The organism is Bartonella tamiae Th239, assembly GCF_000278275.1.
GTDB classification, from domain to species: Bacteria; Pseudomonadota; Alphaproteobacteria; order Rhizobiales; family Rhizobiaceae; genus Bartonella; species Bartonella tamiae.
Genome location: NZ_JH725147.1, coordinates 1,382,941 through 1,398,903 on the forward strand (window position 1 = coordinate 1,382,941; position 15,963 = coordinate 1,398,903).

The following is a 15,963-nucleotide window of genomic DNA, read 5'->3' on the forward strand; positions in this document are numbered from 1 at the left end:
TATTGAAAATGAGTGCGCCTATAAATAAGACAAAATACACTAAAAGAGCAGGGTGGACTGCACTTTTCAATGCACATATGGTAATGTCTATTCTTTTGCAAATTCTCGTTCTTATTGTGCTTTTTTTTGCGATACATTGGATTACACATAATACAATAACCAATTTAAAAGCATCTGGTATTGCTTCTGGTTTTGAGTTTTTGGATAAGCGTGCAGGATTTAATCAACCCTCAAGTATCATTCAATATGATGATAATGCAACAAATGGAAAAGTTATTTTCGCAAGCATTGTTAATCTGATGTTTATTGCGGTTTTGTGTCTTATTACTGCGACAATTTTAGGTCTGATCATTGGTGTTGCTCGCTTGTCTAAAAATTGGCTGATTGCCAAATTGGCATTATGCTATGTAGAATTTTTTAGAAATATTCCTCCGCTTGTTTTGCTGTTTTTTTGGTCTATCGGTGTTATGCAGATCCTTCCATCAGCACGTCAAAGCTTAATATGGGGTGGCATAATCATTAATATACGTGGGTTTTACTTTCCTCAACCTATTTGGGAAAGATCAATGAGTGTCGCTATTGGGCTCACAGTTTTTGCTTTGATGATAGCCTTGTGTCTTTTTCTTTGGATGAAATATAAACAGCGTGATGGAGAGAGAACAAAAATTAATGGTTGGATTTGTATTTTTATAGCAATCGCCCTTCCAGTGATAAGTTTTAGTATTTTTGGGCGACCAAAGGCTTGGGATATACCGGTTTTACAAGGATTTAATTATAAAGGTGGTTTTTATGTATCGCCTGAATTCGTTGCTCTTTATCTGGCGCTTTCAATCTATACAGCAGCACTTATTGCCGAAACCATTCGTGCTGGTTTGCAAGGTGTAGATCGCGGAGTAAAAGAAGCGGGAATGTCACTTGGGCTTTCCAATCGTTTAATTATGCGGTTGATTACTCTTCCTTTAGCAATGCGCATTATTATACCTCCATTATCTAGCCAATATATGAATTTAATTAAAAATACTTCGTTGGGTGCTGCCGTTGGTTATTCCGAACTGATGATGGTATCTAGCACTATTATTGAAAAAACGGGGCAATCAATTGAACTTGCTGTGATATGGATTGTGGTATATTTAGGTTTAAGTCTTTTCGTTTCAATTCTTATGAATGTCTTCAATAAATATATGGCAGTTTTGGAGCGATAATGATGGAAGAACGCTTTACGAGATCCCACATAATTGCCAGTGAACAACCACTGATACAAGAACGCGGTGTATGGCTTTGGTTGAGAATAAATTTATTTGCCACACCCTTAAGTGCCGTCTTAACAATTTTATTTAGCTGTTTGGTTGTTTCTATTCTGTTTCCACTCATGAACTGGATGTTGATTGATGCTGTATGGACAGGAAGTGACCGTAAAGTTTGTGCAACAATTGCCCAAGGTGGTATTCAGCCAAATGAGTGGCGTGGTGCGTGTTGGGCTTTTGTAAAAGCAAATTTTGGTCAATTTATTTACGGTCGATATCCAGAGAGTGAACGTTGGCGTGTCAATAGTATGGCAATAATTCTTATTTTAATAAATATTCCTCTTCTTATACCATCATGTCCTTATAAAATTATCAATGCACTTATATCACTGTTTATCGTTCCTTTTATTGGTTATTTTTTATTGATTGGTGGACATTTTGGACTAACACGTGTTGATACACAATTATGGGGAGGGTTGCTTGTAACGCTAACAATTGCATATACAAGTATTACTATATCACTTCCTTTGGGGAGTCTTTTCGCTTTAGGACGTCGTTCTCGCCTACCGGTCATACGATTTTTGTCTATCATATATATTGAAATAATTCGTGGTATACCACTCGTTGCCGTTTTGTTTGTGGCCAGTGTGATGTTTCCCTTATTTTTGCCACAGGGCATGACGTTTGATAAGCTACTTCGCGCTCTTATTGGTGTTGCTTTATTTACTTCTGCCTATATTGCTGAGGTTATCAGAGGTGGTTTGCAAGCAATACCGCGTGGACAATACGAAGCTGCACATTCTTTAGGACTTGGCTATTTTAAAACAATGTTTTTAATTGTTTTACCGCAAGCTTACGCTTTGGTTATACCGGGGTTGATCAATGTTTTAATAGGCATGTTTAAAGAAACGAGTTTGGTCTATATTATAGGGATGTTCGATCTTTTAGGTGTGGTTCGTCAAGCCATTCAGCAAGCACAATGGAGTACACCTCAAACGCCTGCGACGGGAATGATATTTGTTGGTCTTATATTTTGGATATTTTGCTTTTTTATGTCAAGATATGCTCATTTTGTTGAGAAAACTTTGAACGCTTCAAAAAATTTTGACACGAAAGTTTAGGATAAAACCATCATGAGCGAAATATCACTATCAGAATATGAAGTTAGTATGAAAAATGTCAACAAATGGTTTAGTAAAACACATGTTTTGCGTGACATTAATTTTTACGTTAAATCTCAAGAAAAGGTTATAATTGCAGGTCCATCTGGCTCAGGAAAGTCCACATTAATTCGTTGTATCAATGGCTTAGAGCCAGTTCAGCAAGGCGAAATTATAGTATGTGGAACGCATCTTACACAAAGATTTGGTCGATTGGAAAAAATACGTCAAAATGTTGGTATGGTTTTTCAGCATTTTAATCTTTTTCCGCATCTTACCGTGCTCGAAAATTGTACACTTGCACCAATTTGGGTGAAGCATATATCTCGCAAAGTCGCTAATGAGCAAGCAATGCATTTTTTAGAACGTGTTAAAATTCCTGATCAAGCGAATAAATATCCAGGACAATTATCTGGTGGGCAACAACAGCGTGTTGCAATTGCGCGTTCTTTATGTATGAAACCTCGCGTCATGTTATTTGATGAACCAACATCTTCTTTAGATCCAGAAATGATAAAAGAAGTATTGGATACAATGAGTGATTTGGCACAAAGTGGTATGACCATGATTTGTGTGACACATGAAATGGGATTTGCAAGAGAAATTGCTGATTATATTGTTTTTATGGATGAAGGGCAGATATTAGAAGTTGCTAAACCTGGTGAGTTTTTTAATCATCCCCAACATGAAAGAACAAAAGATTTTTTAAAACAGATCTTATAATTTAAGAAATAAATTTATTTAAATATTTTTTGGCATGTGCAATGGCGTCATATCCGTAAAGCCAATCAAGATCAGACATCATTTTTTCGGAAGAGGTCAATTTCATCACAAAATTTCGGGCAATAGCCATTGGTCCTTTGACGTGATAAGTAAATTGATTAAAATTACCACGTTTTTTGACGGATAAAAGACGTTTTTTGCGTAAAAAACGATAATGAAAAAGCGCTTCATTAATATCAGACTGAGAGGCTAAGCATTCTGCCAAAACTGCACTATCTTCAATGGCCATGGCAGCACCTTGTGCTGCAAAAGGTAATAGTGCGTGTGATGCATCACCTACGAATACCTGTCCTGATTGACCAATAAAATGATGATTTTGCATGTCATAAAGTGGCCAATATGTCCAATGACCAGTTGTTTGAATTAATGTATGAATATCACTGTGCCAATTTTTAAATGACTTTAATAAATCAATGCTTTTCCCTTGATGATTCCAAATTTTATCAGAATGGTTTCCTTTGGTAATTGCAACAAAATTTATTTCTTTTCCCGATCTTATGGGATAGGCGACAAGATGACTGTTTGGCCTCATCCATGCATGTATAGTTTGACGAGGTGTAAAATGATATTGAATATTGAAGGGAATCAGCTCAAATTTTATTGTTGAACGCCAAGCAATAAATTCGCTAAATTGGGCAGTTTCATTTGAATAAACATTTTGTCGAGTTTGAGACCAAACACCGTCACAACCGATTATCAGTGGGCTGGTTGAATAGATTTTTTTCCCATCAATAATGGTTCCAATTTTCGTCAAACCATTATCTTGTTTTATCATCTCAAAAAGGTTTTCACCTAATTTTACTTCAATAAAAGGATTGTTTTTAACAGCCTGGTAAAGAATATTTTGTAAGTCAGAACGATGTATCGTAAGATAAGGGGAATTCCATCTCCTTTGCGCTGTCTCTTTTATATCGATCTGAACACATGTTTTAAGAGACTTTCCATCACTGAGCTGCAAGCAATGCGGTTGTACTCCAGCATTAAATAGTTGGTCTTCCAAGCCCCAAAGTTTCAAAATCCTAGTGGCATTGCTTGCCAATTGTATGCCAGCCCCAACCTCATCCAAATATTTTCGGTTTTCAAGAATAACACTTTTAATACCTTTATGAGCAAGTGAAAGTGCAGTACTTAAACCTGCAATACCTGCCCCTATGATAATGGGGTGCTGATAAGATCTTATATTTATTTGCATAATATTGATGATTATGCGCTTTTATCCTTTACATAATTACAGCCTGAAGGGATTGTTTCTTTTTCCAATAATTCAGTGTTATAACGGTACAGTGTTGAACAATAAGAACAAATTTTTTCATTTTCTGCACCCATATCGATAAAAATATGCGGGTGATCAAATGGAGCACTCGCACCCACACACATAAATTCTTTGACGCCGATTTCTATCACCTTATATCCAATGTCATTTTGGAAATGCGGAATGTGATGATCTGCCATTATGCTCACTCCATATAATCATTATTCATAGTCTATATTAAGGCATATTGATGCCAATTCTTAATATACACATTGTTTGTAATCTCTGCCCTAGACTAGCAAAACAAATTCACGTGTAACATAATATATTATAGTGAGCTTTTAAACAGAATTTCACTGAAGTAAAGTGGGCTTAACCATATTAATAAAGAAACAAGATTTGAATAGATGAACAGTTAGAAATTTTATGATATATAAACTTTATCTCTAAAGGTTATGATATTTTATATGTGCATTTTGTTTAAAAAACTGACTGATAAATAAAATTTAATTGGATCGTAATGGATAAAGATTATGGCGGTAAGAACCAAACACCCAACAACAAATACGTCAAATCTAACCAAACTTACGATGACAAGTCCTGAACGTTTTGTAAATCGCGAATTTTCTTGGTTGCAATTTAATAATCGTGTTTTGATGGAAGCGGCTAACTCTAAACATCCACTTTTGGAACGATTGCGATTTTTATCAATCTCAGCAGCAAATCTTGATGAGTTTTTTATGGTTCGTATTGCAGGGCTTGCAGGTCAAGTTCGTGCTGGCATTATGACATTGAGCGCTGATGGAAGAACACCGCAAGAACAATTGGATTTTGTTTTGGCTGAAGTTGCACGCCTACAATCTAATCAACAAAAAGAATTGCGTGTTTTACAAGCAGAATTATTAAAAGAAAAAATTGCAATTATTCGTCCTGATCGTTTAAGCACTACTGATAAAGAATGGTTAGAAAACCATTTTTTAGAAGTCATTTTTCCAGTGCTAACGCCCTTATCAATTGATCCGGCACATCCATTTCCTTTTATTCCAAATCTTGGATTTTCGATCGCTTTGCATCTTCAAAAACGAAGTGATCGTCAACCCATGACAGCCTTATTGCGTTTACCAACTACATTGGAACGTTTCATTTTATTGCCTGAAGAGGGAGAAAGCTATCGTTTCGTACGTCTTGAAGATACTGTTAGCCTTTTTATAAGCCGATTATTTCCAGGTTATGAAGTAAATGGCGCAGGGACATTTCGTATTATTAGAGATAGTGATATTGAGGTAGAAGAAGAGGCAGAAGATTTGGTGCGGCTATTTGAAAGTGCTTTAAAAAGACGCCGTCGTGGACAGGTTATTCGGATCGAATTTGATTCAGAAATGCCTGACAGTTTAAGAGAATTTGTCGTTAGTGAACTGGCTGTTCCTGAAAATCGTATCAGTGTTTTAGATGGATTTTTGGCACTGAATATGATCTCACAAATTATTTCTATACCACGTGAAGATCTTAAATTTGTTCCTTATAATCCTCGCTTTCCAGAAAGAATACGCGAGCATGCAGGTGACTGCTTTGCAGCCATTCGTGAAAAGGATATTGTTGTTCATCATCCTTATGAATCCTTTGATGTTGTAGTTCAGTTTTTGCGTCAAGCCGCAGCTGATCCAGATGTGGTTGCCATAAAACAAACGCTTTATCGTACATCAAATGACAGCCCTATTGTTCGCGCTTTAATCGATGCCGCCGAAGCAGGGAAGTCAGTCACTGCTCTTGTGGAATTAAAGGCGCGTTTTGATGAAGAAGCCAATATACGCTGGGCGCGTAATTTGGAAAGAGCAGGTGTGCAGGTTGTTTTTGGCTTTATTGAATTAAAAACACATGCAAAAATGTCTTTAATTGTAAGACGTGAAGACAATCGTTTGCGTTCTTATGTTCACCTTGGAACTGGAAATTATCACCCCATAACGGCGAAAATTTATACGGATTTATCTTTTTTTACGACAGATGACCATATCGGCCATGATGTTCAGCTGATTTTTAATTATATAACAGGCTACGCTCAACCTAACGAATCCATGGAATTAGCCTTTTCACCTTTAACTTTGCGTTCTCGTATTTTAAGGCATATTGAAGATGAAATAAAAAATGCAATTGAAGGAAAAAAAGCTGCAATATGGATGAAAATTAATTCACTTGTTGATCCGCAAATTATTGATGCACTCTACCGTGCAGGGCAGGCGGGTGTTGAGGTTGATTTGGTTGTGAGAGGAATTTGTTGTTTGCGTCCAGGAATTCCTGGTTTTTCAGAAAATATTCGTGCAAAATCAATTGTTGGGCGGTTTTTGGAACATAGCCGTATTTTTTGTTTCGGTAATGGGGAGGATTTGCCAAGTGAAAACGCTATTGTATATTTTAGCTCTGCGGATATGATGACCCGTAATCTTGATCGTCGCGTTGAAACTTTGGTACCTGTTTATAATAAAACTGTTCATGAGCAAGTTTTATCACAAATTATGTTAGCAAATATGATTGATAATCAGCAAAGTTTTGAGATATTAAGTGATGGAACTTCAAAACGTATCATGCCAATTAAAGGTGAAAAGCCCTTCAATGCGCAAAAATATTTTATGACTAACCCAAGTCTTTCAGGGCGTGGAAAATCCTTACGGTCTTCTGCACCAAGATTAATTGCCATTAGACGTCAACAAAGTGATATGAATAAAGACATAATTCATGACTAAAGTAATAGCTCAAGGACGTCTGAAAGGGCGCAAACCGATTGCAGTTATTGATATCGGCTCCAATTCCGTTCGCCTTGTTGTCTATGAAGGTTTGGTTCGTGCGCCGACAGTATTATTTAATGAAAAAATACTTTGTGGATTAGGCAAAGGGCTTGCAAATACAGGGCGTTTGGAAGATCAATCTGTTGATATGGCACTACGTACACTTAAGAGATTTAGAGCTGTTTGTGATCAAATTGGTGTTGAATCTCTTCATACTTTAGCCACTGCCGCAGCAAGAGAGGCTGAAAACGGTTCTTCCTTCATTGAAGAAGCCAGTAGAATTTTAAAAAATGAAATATGTGTGTTGACTGGTAAGGAAGAAGCAGAATTTTCGTCTTATGGTGTTCTTTCTTATTTTTTTAAACCTAATGGATTGGTTGGTGATCTCGGTGGTGGAAGCCTTGAATTGGTCAACCTATCTCTTGATAAAATGGATGGCGGTGTAACATTGCCTCTTGGTGGACTGCGCCTTCATGATCTTTCTGCTGGCAATCTTTCAGATGCATCGAAGATTGTTCAAAAATATTTACAGCAGTCTCATATTTTAGAAAAAAATTATAATCGTCATTTTTATGCTGTTGGCGGGACATGGCGGAATTTAGCAAAATTGCATATGTTATCAATGCATTATCCACTTCCTGTCATGCACGCTTATGAAGTGACAGCTGAAAGTTTACATGATTTTCTCAATATAATCATGAAGGGTGAAATTGATACGATAACAGGAATAGAGTCAATTTCAAAAAATCGCCGACATTTGCTTTCTTATGGCGCCATTATTATGAACGAAATCATTCACACAATGGCTCCAGAAAAGATTATCTTTTCAGGAGCAGGTGTTCGTGAAGGTTTTCTTTATTCCCGACTTCCAAAAAATATTCGCAAACAAGATCCACTTCTTGCTGCATGTGAAGAAATGGCCACTTTACGTGCGCGTTCACCGAAACAAGCATATGAATTAATTGCGTTTACTAACAATGCTTTTGAAGTTTTTGGAGTTATAGAAACTGAAAATCAAAAAAGATATCGCGAAGCTGCGTGCTTACTTGCTGATATTGGTTGGCGTTTTCACCCAGACTATCGGGGCGATCAATCAGCGTTACAAATTGCTTACGGTCCTTATCCTGGTATGTCACATCACGGACGACTTTTTACCGCTTTATCAGTTTTTTTTAAAAATGAAGGTCTTTTTGAAGATCAATACGCGCCTGATTTTATAAAACTTGCCTCGCAAGAGACAATTGAACGGGCACGATTTTTAGGTGGCATAATGCGTGTTGCTAATTTATTTTCTGCCTCAACTGCTGGTATTTTACCTGATTTGCGATGGGAGCGAAAAAAGAAAGCTATTGTTTTGAATATACCAAAATGTCATGAAAATCTTGTGGCAGAGCGACCTATAGGGCGCTTAAAACAACTTACAAAAATTACAGATATAGCTTTAAAATATCAGATTATTGACTAATTTTTTATTTGTTTGTCATAATAAGCATTACTTCATAAAATCATGGTGTGAAGAAATTTTCTATTTCTTTGATTTTGCTTAATGATCGTATCTTTAACAAAAGAAATGATTATATAATATGTAAGTAAATTTTTATATTAGAAAAATATTATTCATTATTGAAATGTTTTAATGCAATTTTACCGTCATCAAAATAAAACCCTATACGGCCAGCCAGCATATCTTCAGCCTTTTTTCCAAACATCTCATAACGCCATCCCTGCATGGCAGAGATTGTGCTATATTTTTGATGTTTGGCTATCTTTTCAATATCATCACTTGTCGCAATGATGCGCGCAGCAATTTTATTTTCTTCTGCAATTATTTTTAATAAAACACGTAAAAGATCAATGGCAGCAGCAACACTTTCACTTAAAGGCACATGTTTAATAATTTGAGGCAATTGCGCTGTATCTGTTAACATACCTTCATTGACGGCTTCTAATAGTGAGTGAGCTGAGCTGCTACGTTCCCATCCTTTAGTAATGGTTCGAAGTTTTGCTAAACTTGCTTCATCTTTTGGTTGTTGTGTAGCTATTTCAATCAATGCCTCATCTTTTAATACACGTCCTCTTGGTATATTACGCATTTTTGCTTCACGCTCCCGCCATGCAGCTATTTTTTGTAATACGGCAAGTTCACGTGATTTTCGTAAACGTCCTTTTACTTTTTTCCATGCTTCATCTTCAGGAAGATCATATGTTTTAGGTGTTTTTAAAACCGACATTTCTTCATTTAACCAGTCACTTCTCCCTTTTTTTTCAAGTTCTTCATTCAGTACACGATACACTTGGCGTAAATAAGTGACATCTGCCAACGCATAAGATAATTGGTTTTCAGAAAGCGGACGAGCACTCCAGTCTGTGAAACGTGAAGTCTTATCAATCGTATCACCTGTAATACGATTGACGATTTGGTCATATGAAATGGTTTCCCCATAGCCACAAATTGCGGCGGCAATTTGCGTATCGAAAAGAGGGGTTGGTATGAGTCCAGCCATTTTATAAATAATTTCTATATCTTGGCGCGCTGAATGAAATACCTTGACAACTTGTGTGTCACTGATGAGCGTAAAAAAAGATGAAAGATCAATATTTTCAGATAATGGGTCAATTAATACACTTAATTCATCACTTGAAATCTGGATGAGACAAAGTTCAGGCCAAAATGTTGTTTCGCGTATGAATTCTGTATCAACAGTCACAAATTGGGATTGCCGTAAAATTGCTATCGCTGTGTTTAAATCATCTGTTTGTGTAATCAATTTCATAGTATAGCATATAACTGAAATTTAAGCGTTTGTCTTTTGGTATTTTTTCATGCACAGTCTCGTCAATATCTTGACAAATCTGCTTTAAAATGCGTTTTTGCGTTAAGTTTTAAAGCGTATAAACGCACCAATAACAAAAAGGCAAAATCATGCATCGTTATCGCAGCCATAACTGCGCCGCTCTTCGTAAGAGCGATGTTGGAAATAGTGTTCGTCTTTCAGGGTGGGTGCACCGTGTGCGTGACCACGGTGGTATTCTTTTTATTGATCTGCGGGATCATTTTGGCATAACTCAAATTGTTGCTGATCCTGATTCTCCTGCTTTTAAACAAGCAGAGGTTGTTCGTGGTGAATGGGTCATCCGTGTTGATGGAGAAGTTCGCGCACGCTCAAACGAGACAGTGAATGCTAGTTTGCCAACAGGTGAGGTGGAAATTTTTGCACAAGACATTGAGATTTTATCAAAAGCTGATGAATTGCCTTTACCCGTTTTTGGTGAACCGGACTATCCAGAAGACATTCGATTGAAATATCGTTTTTTAGATTTGCGTCGTGAAACATTGCATCATAATATTATGAAACGGACTGAGATTGTCGCCTCTATTCGTCGCAGAATGCAAGAAAAATCATTCACAGAATTTACAACACCGATTTTAACAGCTTCATCGCCTGAGGGGGCGCGTGATTTTCTTGTGCCTAGTCGCATTCATGCAAATAAGTTTTATGCTCTACCACAAGCACCACAACAATATAAGCAATTGCTTATGATGTCGGGATTTGACAAATATTTTCAAATTGCGCCTTGTTTTCGTGATGAGGATCCAAGAGCTGATCGTCTTCCTGGTGAATTTTACCAACTTGATATTGAAATGAGTTTTGTTGAACAAGATGAAATTCTTGAAACAATGGAACCTATCATTCGCGGAATTTTTGAAGAGTTTGCAGATGGAAAACCGGTTAATCAGATATTGCCCCGTATTCCCTATGATGAAGCTATGCGTAAATATGGTTCAGATAAACCTGATTTGCGAAATCCTATCGTTATGGAAAATGTATCAGAGCATTTTCGTGATTCAGGTTTTAAGGTTTTCGCCAATATTTTAGCTAATGATGAAAAGGCTGAAGTTTGGGCGATACCCGCTAAAACAGGCGGAAGTCGCGCTTTTTGTGATCGTATGAATTCATGGGCGCAAGGAGAAGGTCAGCCGGGTCTTGGTTATATTTTCTGGCGCAAAGAAAATAATACTTTAGAGGGAGCTGGACCGATAGCAAAAAATATTGGCTCTGAGCGCGTTGAATCAATTCGTGCACAACTTGACTTAAATGATGGTGATGCCTGCTTCTTTGTGGCAGGTCATCCATCTAAATTTGTATCATTTGCGGGTGCAGCACGTGCGCGTGCTGGAGAAGAATTGAATTTGTTTAATCGTGACCAATTTGCTTTGGCTTGGATTGTTGATTTTCCTTTTTATGAATGGAACGAGGACGAAAAAAGAATTGAGTTTTCTCATAATCCGTTTTCTATGCCGCAAGGTGGAAAGGATGCGCTTGATAATCAAGATCCTTTGACAGTTAAAGCCTTCCAATTTGATATTGTCTGTAATGGGTTTGAAATTGGTTCTGGGGGTATACGTAATCATCTTCCAGAAGCAATGGTTCGTGCTTTTGAAATTGCTGGTCTCAACAGGGATGTTGTTGAAGAGCGTTTTGGTGGTCTTTATCGTGCGTTTCATTATGGAGCACCACCTCATGGCGGAATGGCTGCAGGAATTGATCGTATCGTGATGCTTCTTTTAGGAGTTAAAAATTTAAGAGAAATTTCTCTCTTCCCAATGAACCAACAAGCTGTTGATTTGTTGATGGGTGCTCCATCAGAAGTCTCGTCAGCACAATTGAGAGATTTACATATTCGTCTTGCACCTAGTGTTAAAGAAACATAATTCATAAACAAGTTAGTCATATTAGTTAAAAGCACATTTTGAATGTGCTTTTAATTGTATCTGATGCTAAGAATAAAATTGATAGATATTTAATTATTAAAGGAACAATATAAAATTCTTACGATTTTGATAGCGATGTCAGTGTAAGAAATGTTTTAGTTCCAATTTTTACATAAAAGTGATGCATTTTAAACCATTCAAAACTGACTTTTTTAAAAAAAAATCATAACTATGAAATGAATGATCCTTCATGATATTTAATAAAAATATACAAAGGATCATTTGAATTTAAAGACAGTTTAAAACTATTTGCATTGATCAATAAAAAACTCGCTAATTGTAATAGCGAGTTTTTTATAATTATCATATCATAATGTGTATTATTTATTTGCTTCAATGGTGATATTGAGAACATCAACAAGCTTTGCAGGTTCTGTTGCAGCTAAAGTAGAAATAAGCGCTGAGGTTACAGGTGTTTCTGGCTTTGCGCTTACGATAAGTGATTGCGGGTTATCTAAATATTTGCCTAATTGTTCTGTTGTATTTTTTACAAATTCTGGATGTTGAATTTGTGTTGCTATTAAAGGCAAAAACATTTTAATTTGTGCAACAAAATCAGAGCGGCTCATACCCTTATCTTTTGCTTGACCGTCTAGAATACGCCCAGTTAATGAGTCATCATGATATGCAATCTGTAATTCTTTGATTTCAATTTGTTGTAAAAAACCAATTTGAGCGAGCATAAGAGCGTTTTCATCAACATTCTTGTTGAAAACGCTTTTTTGTAAGGTCAAAGCATCTTTTATAAGTTCCTTGGTAAAGCCATTAATATGAAATGTTAGGTTCAATGCGCCCATATCATCTAATGTCAGAAGTAATTTGTCGTTATTGACTTCACCTGTGTTTAAGTTGGTGTTTATGTTCCAATCTAACGCACCAGAAAATTGAGTATAGCCCAGTGTTTTAAGAAAATTTATGGTAGGTTCACTTGTGTTTTCTTCAAAAGGATAATCATATTTTTGAATATTAAAGGCAGTATTAAGTACGGATTGATCATTTTGTAGTGTATTGACAACATTAATACCTTGAATTGTCGCTACTGGCTTTAAATTTTCAGTTGCCTTAAATTCGCCAATAGTAAAACGACCAACAGGCATGAGATCTAATATGATGTTGGTATTTTCTTCTGATGTAAGATAGATATTTTCTAGCGTTATTTCTTTAATATCTATCGTTGTATCGCCATTATTATTTTTGAGTAAAGGGATGTAAACTTTTTCAGTTTTATAGTTTTTTTCATCATCTTCACTAACATTTTCAAATTTGAGAGTGTCTATATCAAAGATGGGATATGTATTTTTATCTAAGTTTAATTTTACATTTTTTAAAATAATGTCATTGCCATCAGAAGTGGTTTCATCATAAGTCAAGGAAATGGAAGAAGACTCTAATTCATGTTGTAAACGTTTTGTGAATTCTTCTGGATCAACAGACCAAGCTTTCGAAACAAAACCAATTGCAATAATTATAAACGTTGTCAGTTTAAGAACTATTTTTAAATGTTTAAACATATTTTATCCCATGATACTGAAAATAAAGATTTATAGATCATTAACAATTTCTGTATTTGATCGCAAGTAGGTCTGAAGTGTTGAAGATGGCTTGCGGGCGAATCGCCAAGTTGCTAACGTTTTTTTATGTCTGATAAAGTGATTCGTAGTTCCGAAAATGAGCATATAGAAACGGTTGATTTGCGTTCTGCATTGCAAGAGCGTTATTTGGCTTATGCCTTGTCAACCATTATGCATCGGGCATTGCCTGATGTGCGTGATGGTTTGAAACCTGTTCATAGACGTATTATTCATGCTATGAGACTTTTAAAGCTCAACCCCGATCAATCATATGCAAAATGCGCCCGTATTGTTGGGGATGTGATGGGTAAATTTCACCCGCATGGTGATACGTCTATTTATGATGCTCTTGTCCGTCTTGCTCAAGATTTTGCTGTACGTTATCCGCTGGTTGATGGACAGGGTAATTTTGGCAATATTGACGGTGATAATGCAGCTGCTATGCGTTATACTGAAGCACGTATGACAGAAGTATCAACACTTCTTCTTGACGGTATTTCAGAAAATGCTATCGACTTTCGTCCAACTTATAATGAGGAAGATGAAGAGCCGTCAGTTTTACCTGGTGCCTTTCCTAATTTATTGGCAAATGGATCGTCTGGCATTGCCGTTGGAATGGCAACATCAATCCCTCCACATAATGTTGCCGAACTCTGTGATGCAGCCATTCATTTGATTTCTCAGCCAGAGGCTAGTCATTCCGATCTTTTAAAATTTGTTTTAGGTCCTGATTTTCCAACAGGTGGTGTTTTGGTTGAACCAAAAACAAGTATCGAAAATGCTTATGAAACGGGAAGAGGTGCTTTTCGCTTGCGCGCGCGCTGGCATAAGGAAGAGGGAGGCCGCGGTGCATATATTATTGTCGTAACAGAAATCCCTTATCAAATTCAAAAATCTCGTTTAATTGAAAAAACAGCAGAGCTTTTATTAGCGCGGCGTCTTCCAATGCTTGATGATATTCGTGATGAATCCGCACAAGATATACGAATTGTTTTAGAACCTAAGAATAGAAGCGTTGATCCAGAACTTTTGATGGAATCGCTTTTTAAATTAACGGATTTTGAGGTTCGCGTACCGCTAAACTTAAATGTTCTCACATTAGGCAAGGTGCCCAATGTTTTATCATTGAAAGAAACACTGAAACAATGGCTCGCTCATCGCCAAGAAGTTTTAACGCGTCGTGCCCAACATCGTTTGGATAATATCGCGCATCGTTTGGAGATTTTGGGTGGTTATTTAATTGCTTATCTTAACTTGGATGAAGTTATACGTATTATTCGAGAGGAAGAGGAGCCCAAAAAAAGTCTTATAAGTCATTTTGAATTAAGTGAAATTCAAGCGGAAGCCATTTTAAATATGCGATTGCGTTCTTTAAGAAAACTTGAAGAATTTGAAATCCGAAAAGAATTTGAAGGCTTAAAAGAAGAAGCAAAAGACTTACATGCTTTATTGGCGTCTCAAGTTAAGCAGTGGAAAGCTATAGCGCAAGAAATTGGTGAGGTAAGAAAAAAATACTCTCCAGATAGTTTTTTAGGAAAAAGACGCACGACCTTTGAAGATGCGCCTACGCATAATTTTGAAGAAATTCATCAGGCGATGATTGAAAAAGAGCCTGTAACCATCATTATATCGGAAAAAGGTTGGATGCGCGCACTTAAAGGGCATATAAGTGACCATTCTAATTTTTCTTTTAAAGAGGGTGATCGTTTAAAATTTGCTTTTCCAGCTTATACAACTGATAAAATTGTTGTTATGAGTACAGGGGGAAAATTTTTTACACTTGGTGCTCATATTCTTCCAGGGGGGCGTGGACATGGGGAACCAATACGTATCCTTGTCGAAATGGATAATGATCAGGATATATTGACAGCTTTTGTTCATGATCCAAAACAAAAAAGATTATTGGCATCACATTTAGGGAATGGATTTATTATTCCTGAAAGCGATCTTATTGCGACGACGCGCAAAGGTAAGCAGATTATGAATGTAAAATTTCCTGATGAAGCTTTTATTTGTGTTCCTGTGAGCGGCGATCATGTTGCCATTGTTGGAGAAAATAGAAAGATGCTTGTTTTCCCGATAGAGCAAATTCCTGAAATGACACGTGGCAAAGGGGTCAGATTGCAGCGCTATAAAGATGGGGGCGTGAGTGATATTACGACGTTTAATATAGAAGATGGCTTGACGTGGAAAGATACAGCAGAACGTATATTTATACGCCAATCAAATGATCTTATCGAATGGAGTGGTCATCGTGCTGCAGCAGGTCGTATGGTTCCAAAAGGATTTCCACGTTCAGGTAAATTTTCTGTATAATTGAAAATTTTCACCGTTTATTGATGTTGACACTTAGAAGTAAATTTTTTGGACTAAAAATATTTTAACATATATTTATAATT

At 36.6% G+C, this 15,963-nt stretch carries 11 protein-coding genes; 7 read left to right on the forward strand and 4 right to left on the reverse strand.

Going from position 1 to position 15,963, the window contains the following annotated elements; translation table 11 throughout:
* Positions 1-8: 8 nt before the first annotated feature.
* The 3 genes from ME5_RS06210 to ME5_RS06220 are packed head-to-tail and all read left to right on the forward strand — an operon-like array spanning position 9 to position 3,127.
* Positions 9-1,202 carry an amino acid ABC transporter permease gene (locus ME5_RS06210; RefSeq protein WP_008039425.1) on the forward strand — a complete coding sequence of 398 codons (1,194 nt, stop codon included), beginning with the start codon at positions 9-11 and terminating at the stop codon, positions 1,200-1,202.
* Complete coding sequence (locus ME5_RS06215) at positions 1,202-2,365, forward strand: amino acid ABC transporter permease (RefSeq protein WP_008039426.1); 1,164 nt, start codon at positions 1,202-1,204, stop codon at positions 2,363-2,365. The genes ME5_RS06210 and ME5_RS06215 overlap by 1 nt, the downstream gene beginning before the upstream one ends.
* A gap of 12 nt (positions 2,366-2,377) precedes the next feature.
* A complete protein-coding gene (locus ME5_RS06220; protein WP_008039427.1) occupies positions 2,378-3,127 on the forward strand; it encodes an amino acid ABC transporter ATP-binding protein in 750 nt (249 codons plus the stop codon).
* A gap of 1 nt (position 3,128) precedes the next feature.
* On the opposite strand, the gene ME5_RS06225 is transcribed toward ME5_RS06220, so the two are convergent.
* On the reverse strand, positions 3,129-4,379 hold the full coding sequence (locus tag ME5_RS06225; RefSeq protein ID WP_008039429.1) for an FAD-dependent monooxygenase: 1,251 nt from the start codon (positions 4,377-4,379) through the stop codon (positions 3,129-3,131).
* An 11-nt stretch (positions 4,380-4,390) separates the two neighbouring features.
* Positions 4,391-4,639: a zinc-finger domain-containing protein gene (locus tag ME5_RS06230; protein WP_008039430.1), complete on the reverse strand. Its 249-nt coding sequence runs from the start codon at positions 4,637-4,639 to the stop codon at positions 4,391-4,393.
* Between the two features lie 333 nt (positions 4,640-4,972).
* Here ME5_RS06230 and ME5_RS06235 point away from each other — a divergent pair, with 333 nt between their 5' ends.
* Both ME5_RS06235 and ME5_RS06240 read left to right on the forward strand, forming a co-directional pair.
* Positions 4,973-7,177 carry an RNA degradosome polyphosphate kinase gene (locus ME5_RS06235; protein WP_008039431.1) on the forward strand — a complete coding sequence of 735 codons (2,205 nt, stop codon included), beginning with the start codon at positions 4,973-4,975 and terminating at the stop codon, positions 7,175-7,177.
* Positions 7,170-8,684 carry a Ppx/GppA phosphatase family protein gene (locus ME5_RS06240; protein WP_008039432.1) on the forward strand — a complete coding sequence of 505 codons (1,515 nt, stop codon included), beginning with the start codon at positions 7,170-7,172 and terminating at the stop codon, positions 8,682-8,684. Before ME5_RS06235 ends, ME5_RS06240 begins: the two co-directional genes overlap by 8 nt.
* 148 nt (positions 8,685-8,832) lie before the next feature.
* Here ME5_RS06240 and rnd read toward each other — a convergent pair whose 3' ends face one another.
* A complete protein-coding gene (gene rnd, locus ME5_RS06245) occupies positions 8,833-9,993 on the reverse strand; it encodes a ribonuclease D (protein WP_008039433.1) in 1,161 nt (386 codons plus the stop codon).
* Between the two features lie 149 nt (positions 9,994-10,142).
* Here rnd and aspS point away from each other — a divergent pair, with 149 nt between their 5' ends.
* The gene (gene aspS, locus ME5_RS06250) at positions 10,143-11,933 is read left to right on the forward strand and encodes an aspartate--tRNA ligase (protein WP_008039440.1); all 1,791 of its coding nucleotides are present in this window, start codon (positions 10,143-10,145) and stop codon (positions 11,931-11,933) included.
* Positions 11,934-12,313: 380 nt separating this feature from the next.
* On the opposite strand, the gene ME5_RS06255 is transcribed toward aspS, so the two are convergent.
* Positions 12,314-13,504, reverse strand: coding sequence for a hypothetical protein (locus ME5_RS06255; RefSeq protein ID WP_008039442.1), 1,191 nt, complete (start codon positions 13,502-13,504; stop codon positions 12,314-12,316).
* A 126-nt stretch (positions 13,505-13,630) separates the two neighbouring features.
* On the opposite strand from ME5_RS06255, the gene parC reads away from it, so the two are divergent.
* Positions 13,631-15,880: a DNA topoisomerase IV subunit A gene (gene parC / locus ME5_RS06260; protein ID WP_008039443.1), complete on the forward strand. Its 2,250-nt coding sequence runs from the start codon at positions 13,631-13,633 to the stop codon at positions 15,878-15,880.
* Positions 15,881-15,963: the final 83 nt, after the last annotated feature.

Excerpts from the sequence above, each read along its gene's own strand:
- ME5_RS06235 (WP_008039431.1), top strand. The coding sequence starts at position 4,973 with ATGGCGGTAAGAACCAAACACCCAACAACAAATACGTCAAATCTAACC.
- rnd (WP_008039433.1), bottom strand. The coding sequence starts at position 9,993 with ATGAAATTGATTACACAAACAGATGATTTAAACACAGCGATAGCAATT.
- aspS (WP_008039440.1), top strand. The coding sequence starts at position 10,143 with ATGCATCGTTATCGCAGCCATAACTGCGCCGCTCTTCGTAAGAGCGAT.
- ME5_RS06230 (WP_008039430.1), bottom strand. The coding sequence starts at position 4,639 with ATGGCAGATCATCACATTCCGCATTTCCAAAATGACATTGGATATAAG.
- ME5_RS06255 (WP_008039442.1), bottom strand. The coding sequence starts at position 13,504 with ATGTTTAAACATTTAAAAATAGTTCTTAAACTGACAACGTTTATAATT.
- ME5_RS06225 (WP_008039429.1), bottom strand. The coding sequence starts at position 4,379 with ATGCAAATAAATATAAGATCTTATCAGCACCCCATTATCATAGGGGCA.
- ME5_RS06220 (WP_008039427.1), top strand. The coding sequence starts at position 2,378 with ATGAGCGAAATATCACTATCAGAATATGAAGTTAGTATGAAAAATGTC.
- parC (WP_008039443.1), top strand. The coding sequence starts at position 13,631 with ATGTCTGATAAAGTGATTCGTAGTTCCGAAAATGAGCATATAGAAACG.
- ME5_RS06215 (WP_008039426.1), top strand. The coding sequence starts at position 1,202 with ATGATGGAAGAACGCTTTACGAGATCCCACATAATTGCCAGTGAACAA.
- ME5_RS06210 (WP_008039425.1), top strand. The coding sequence starts at position 9 with ATGAGTGCGCCTATAAATAAGACAAAATACACTAAAAGAGCAGGGTGG.
- ME5_RS06240 (WP_008039432.1), top strand. The coding sequence starts at position 7,170 with ATGACTAAAGTAATAGCTCAAGGACGTCTGAAAGGGCGCAAACCGATT.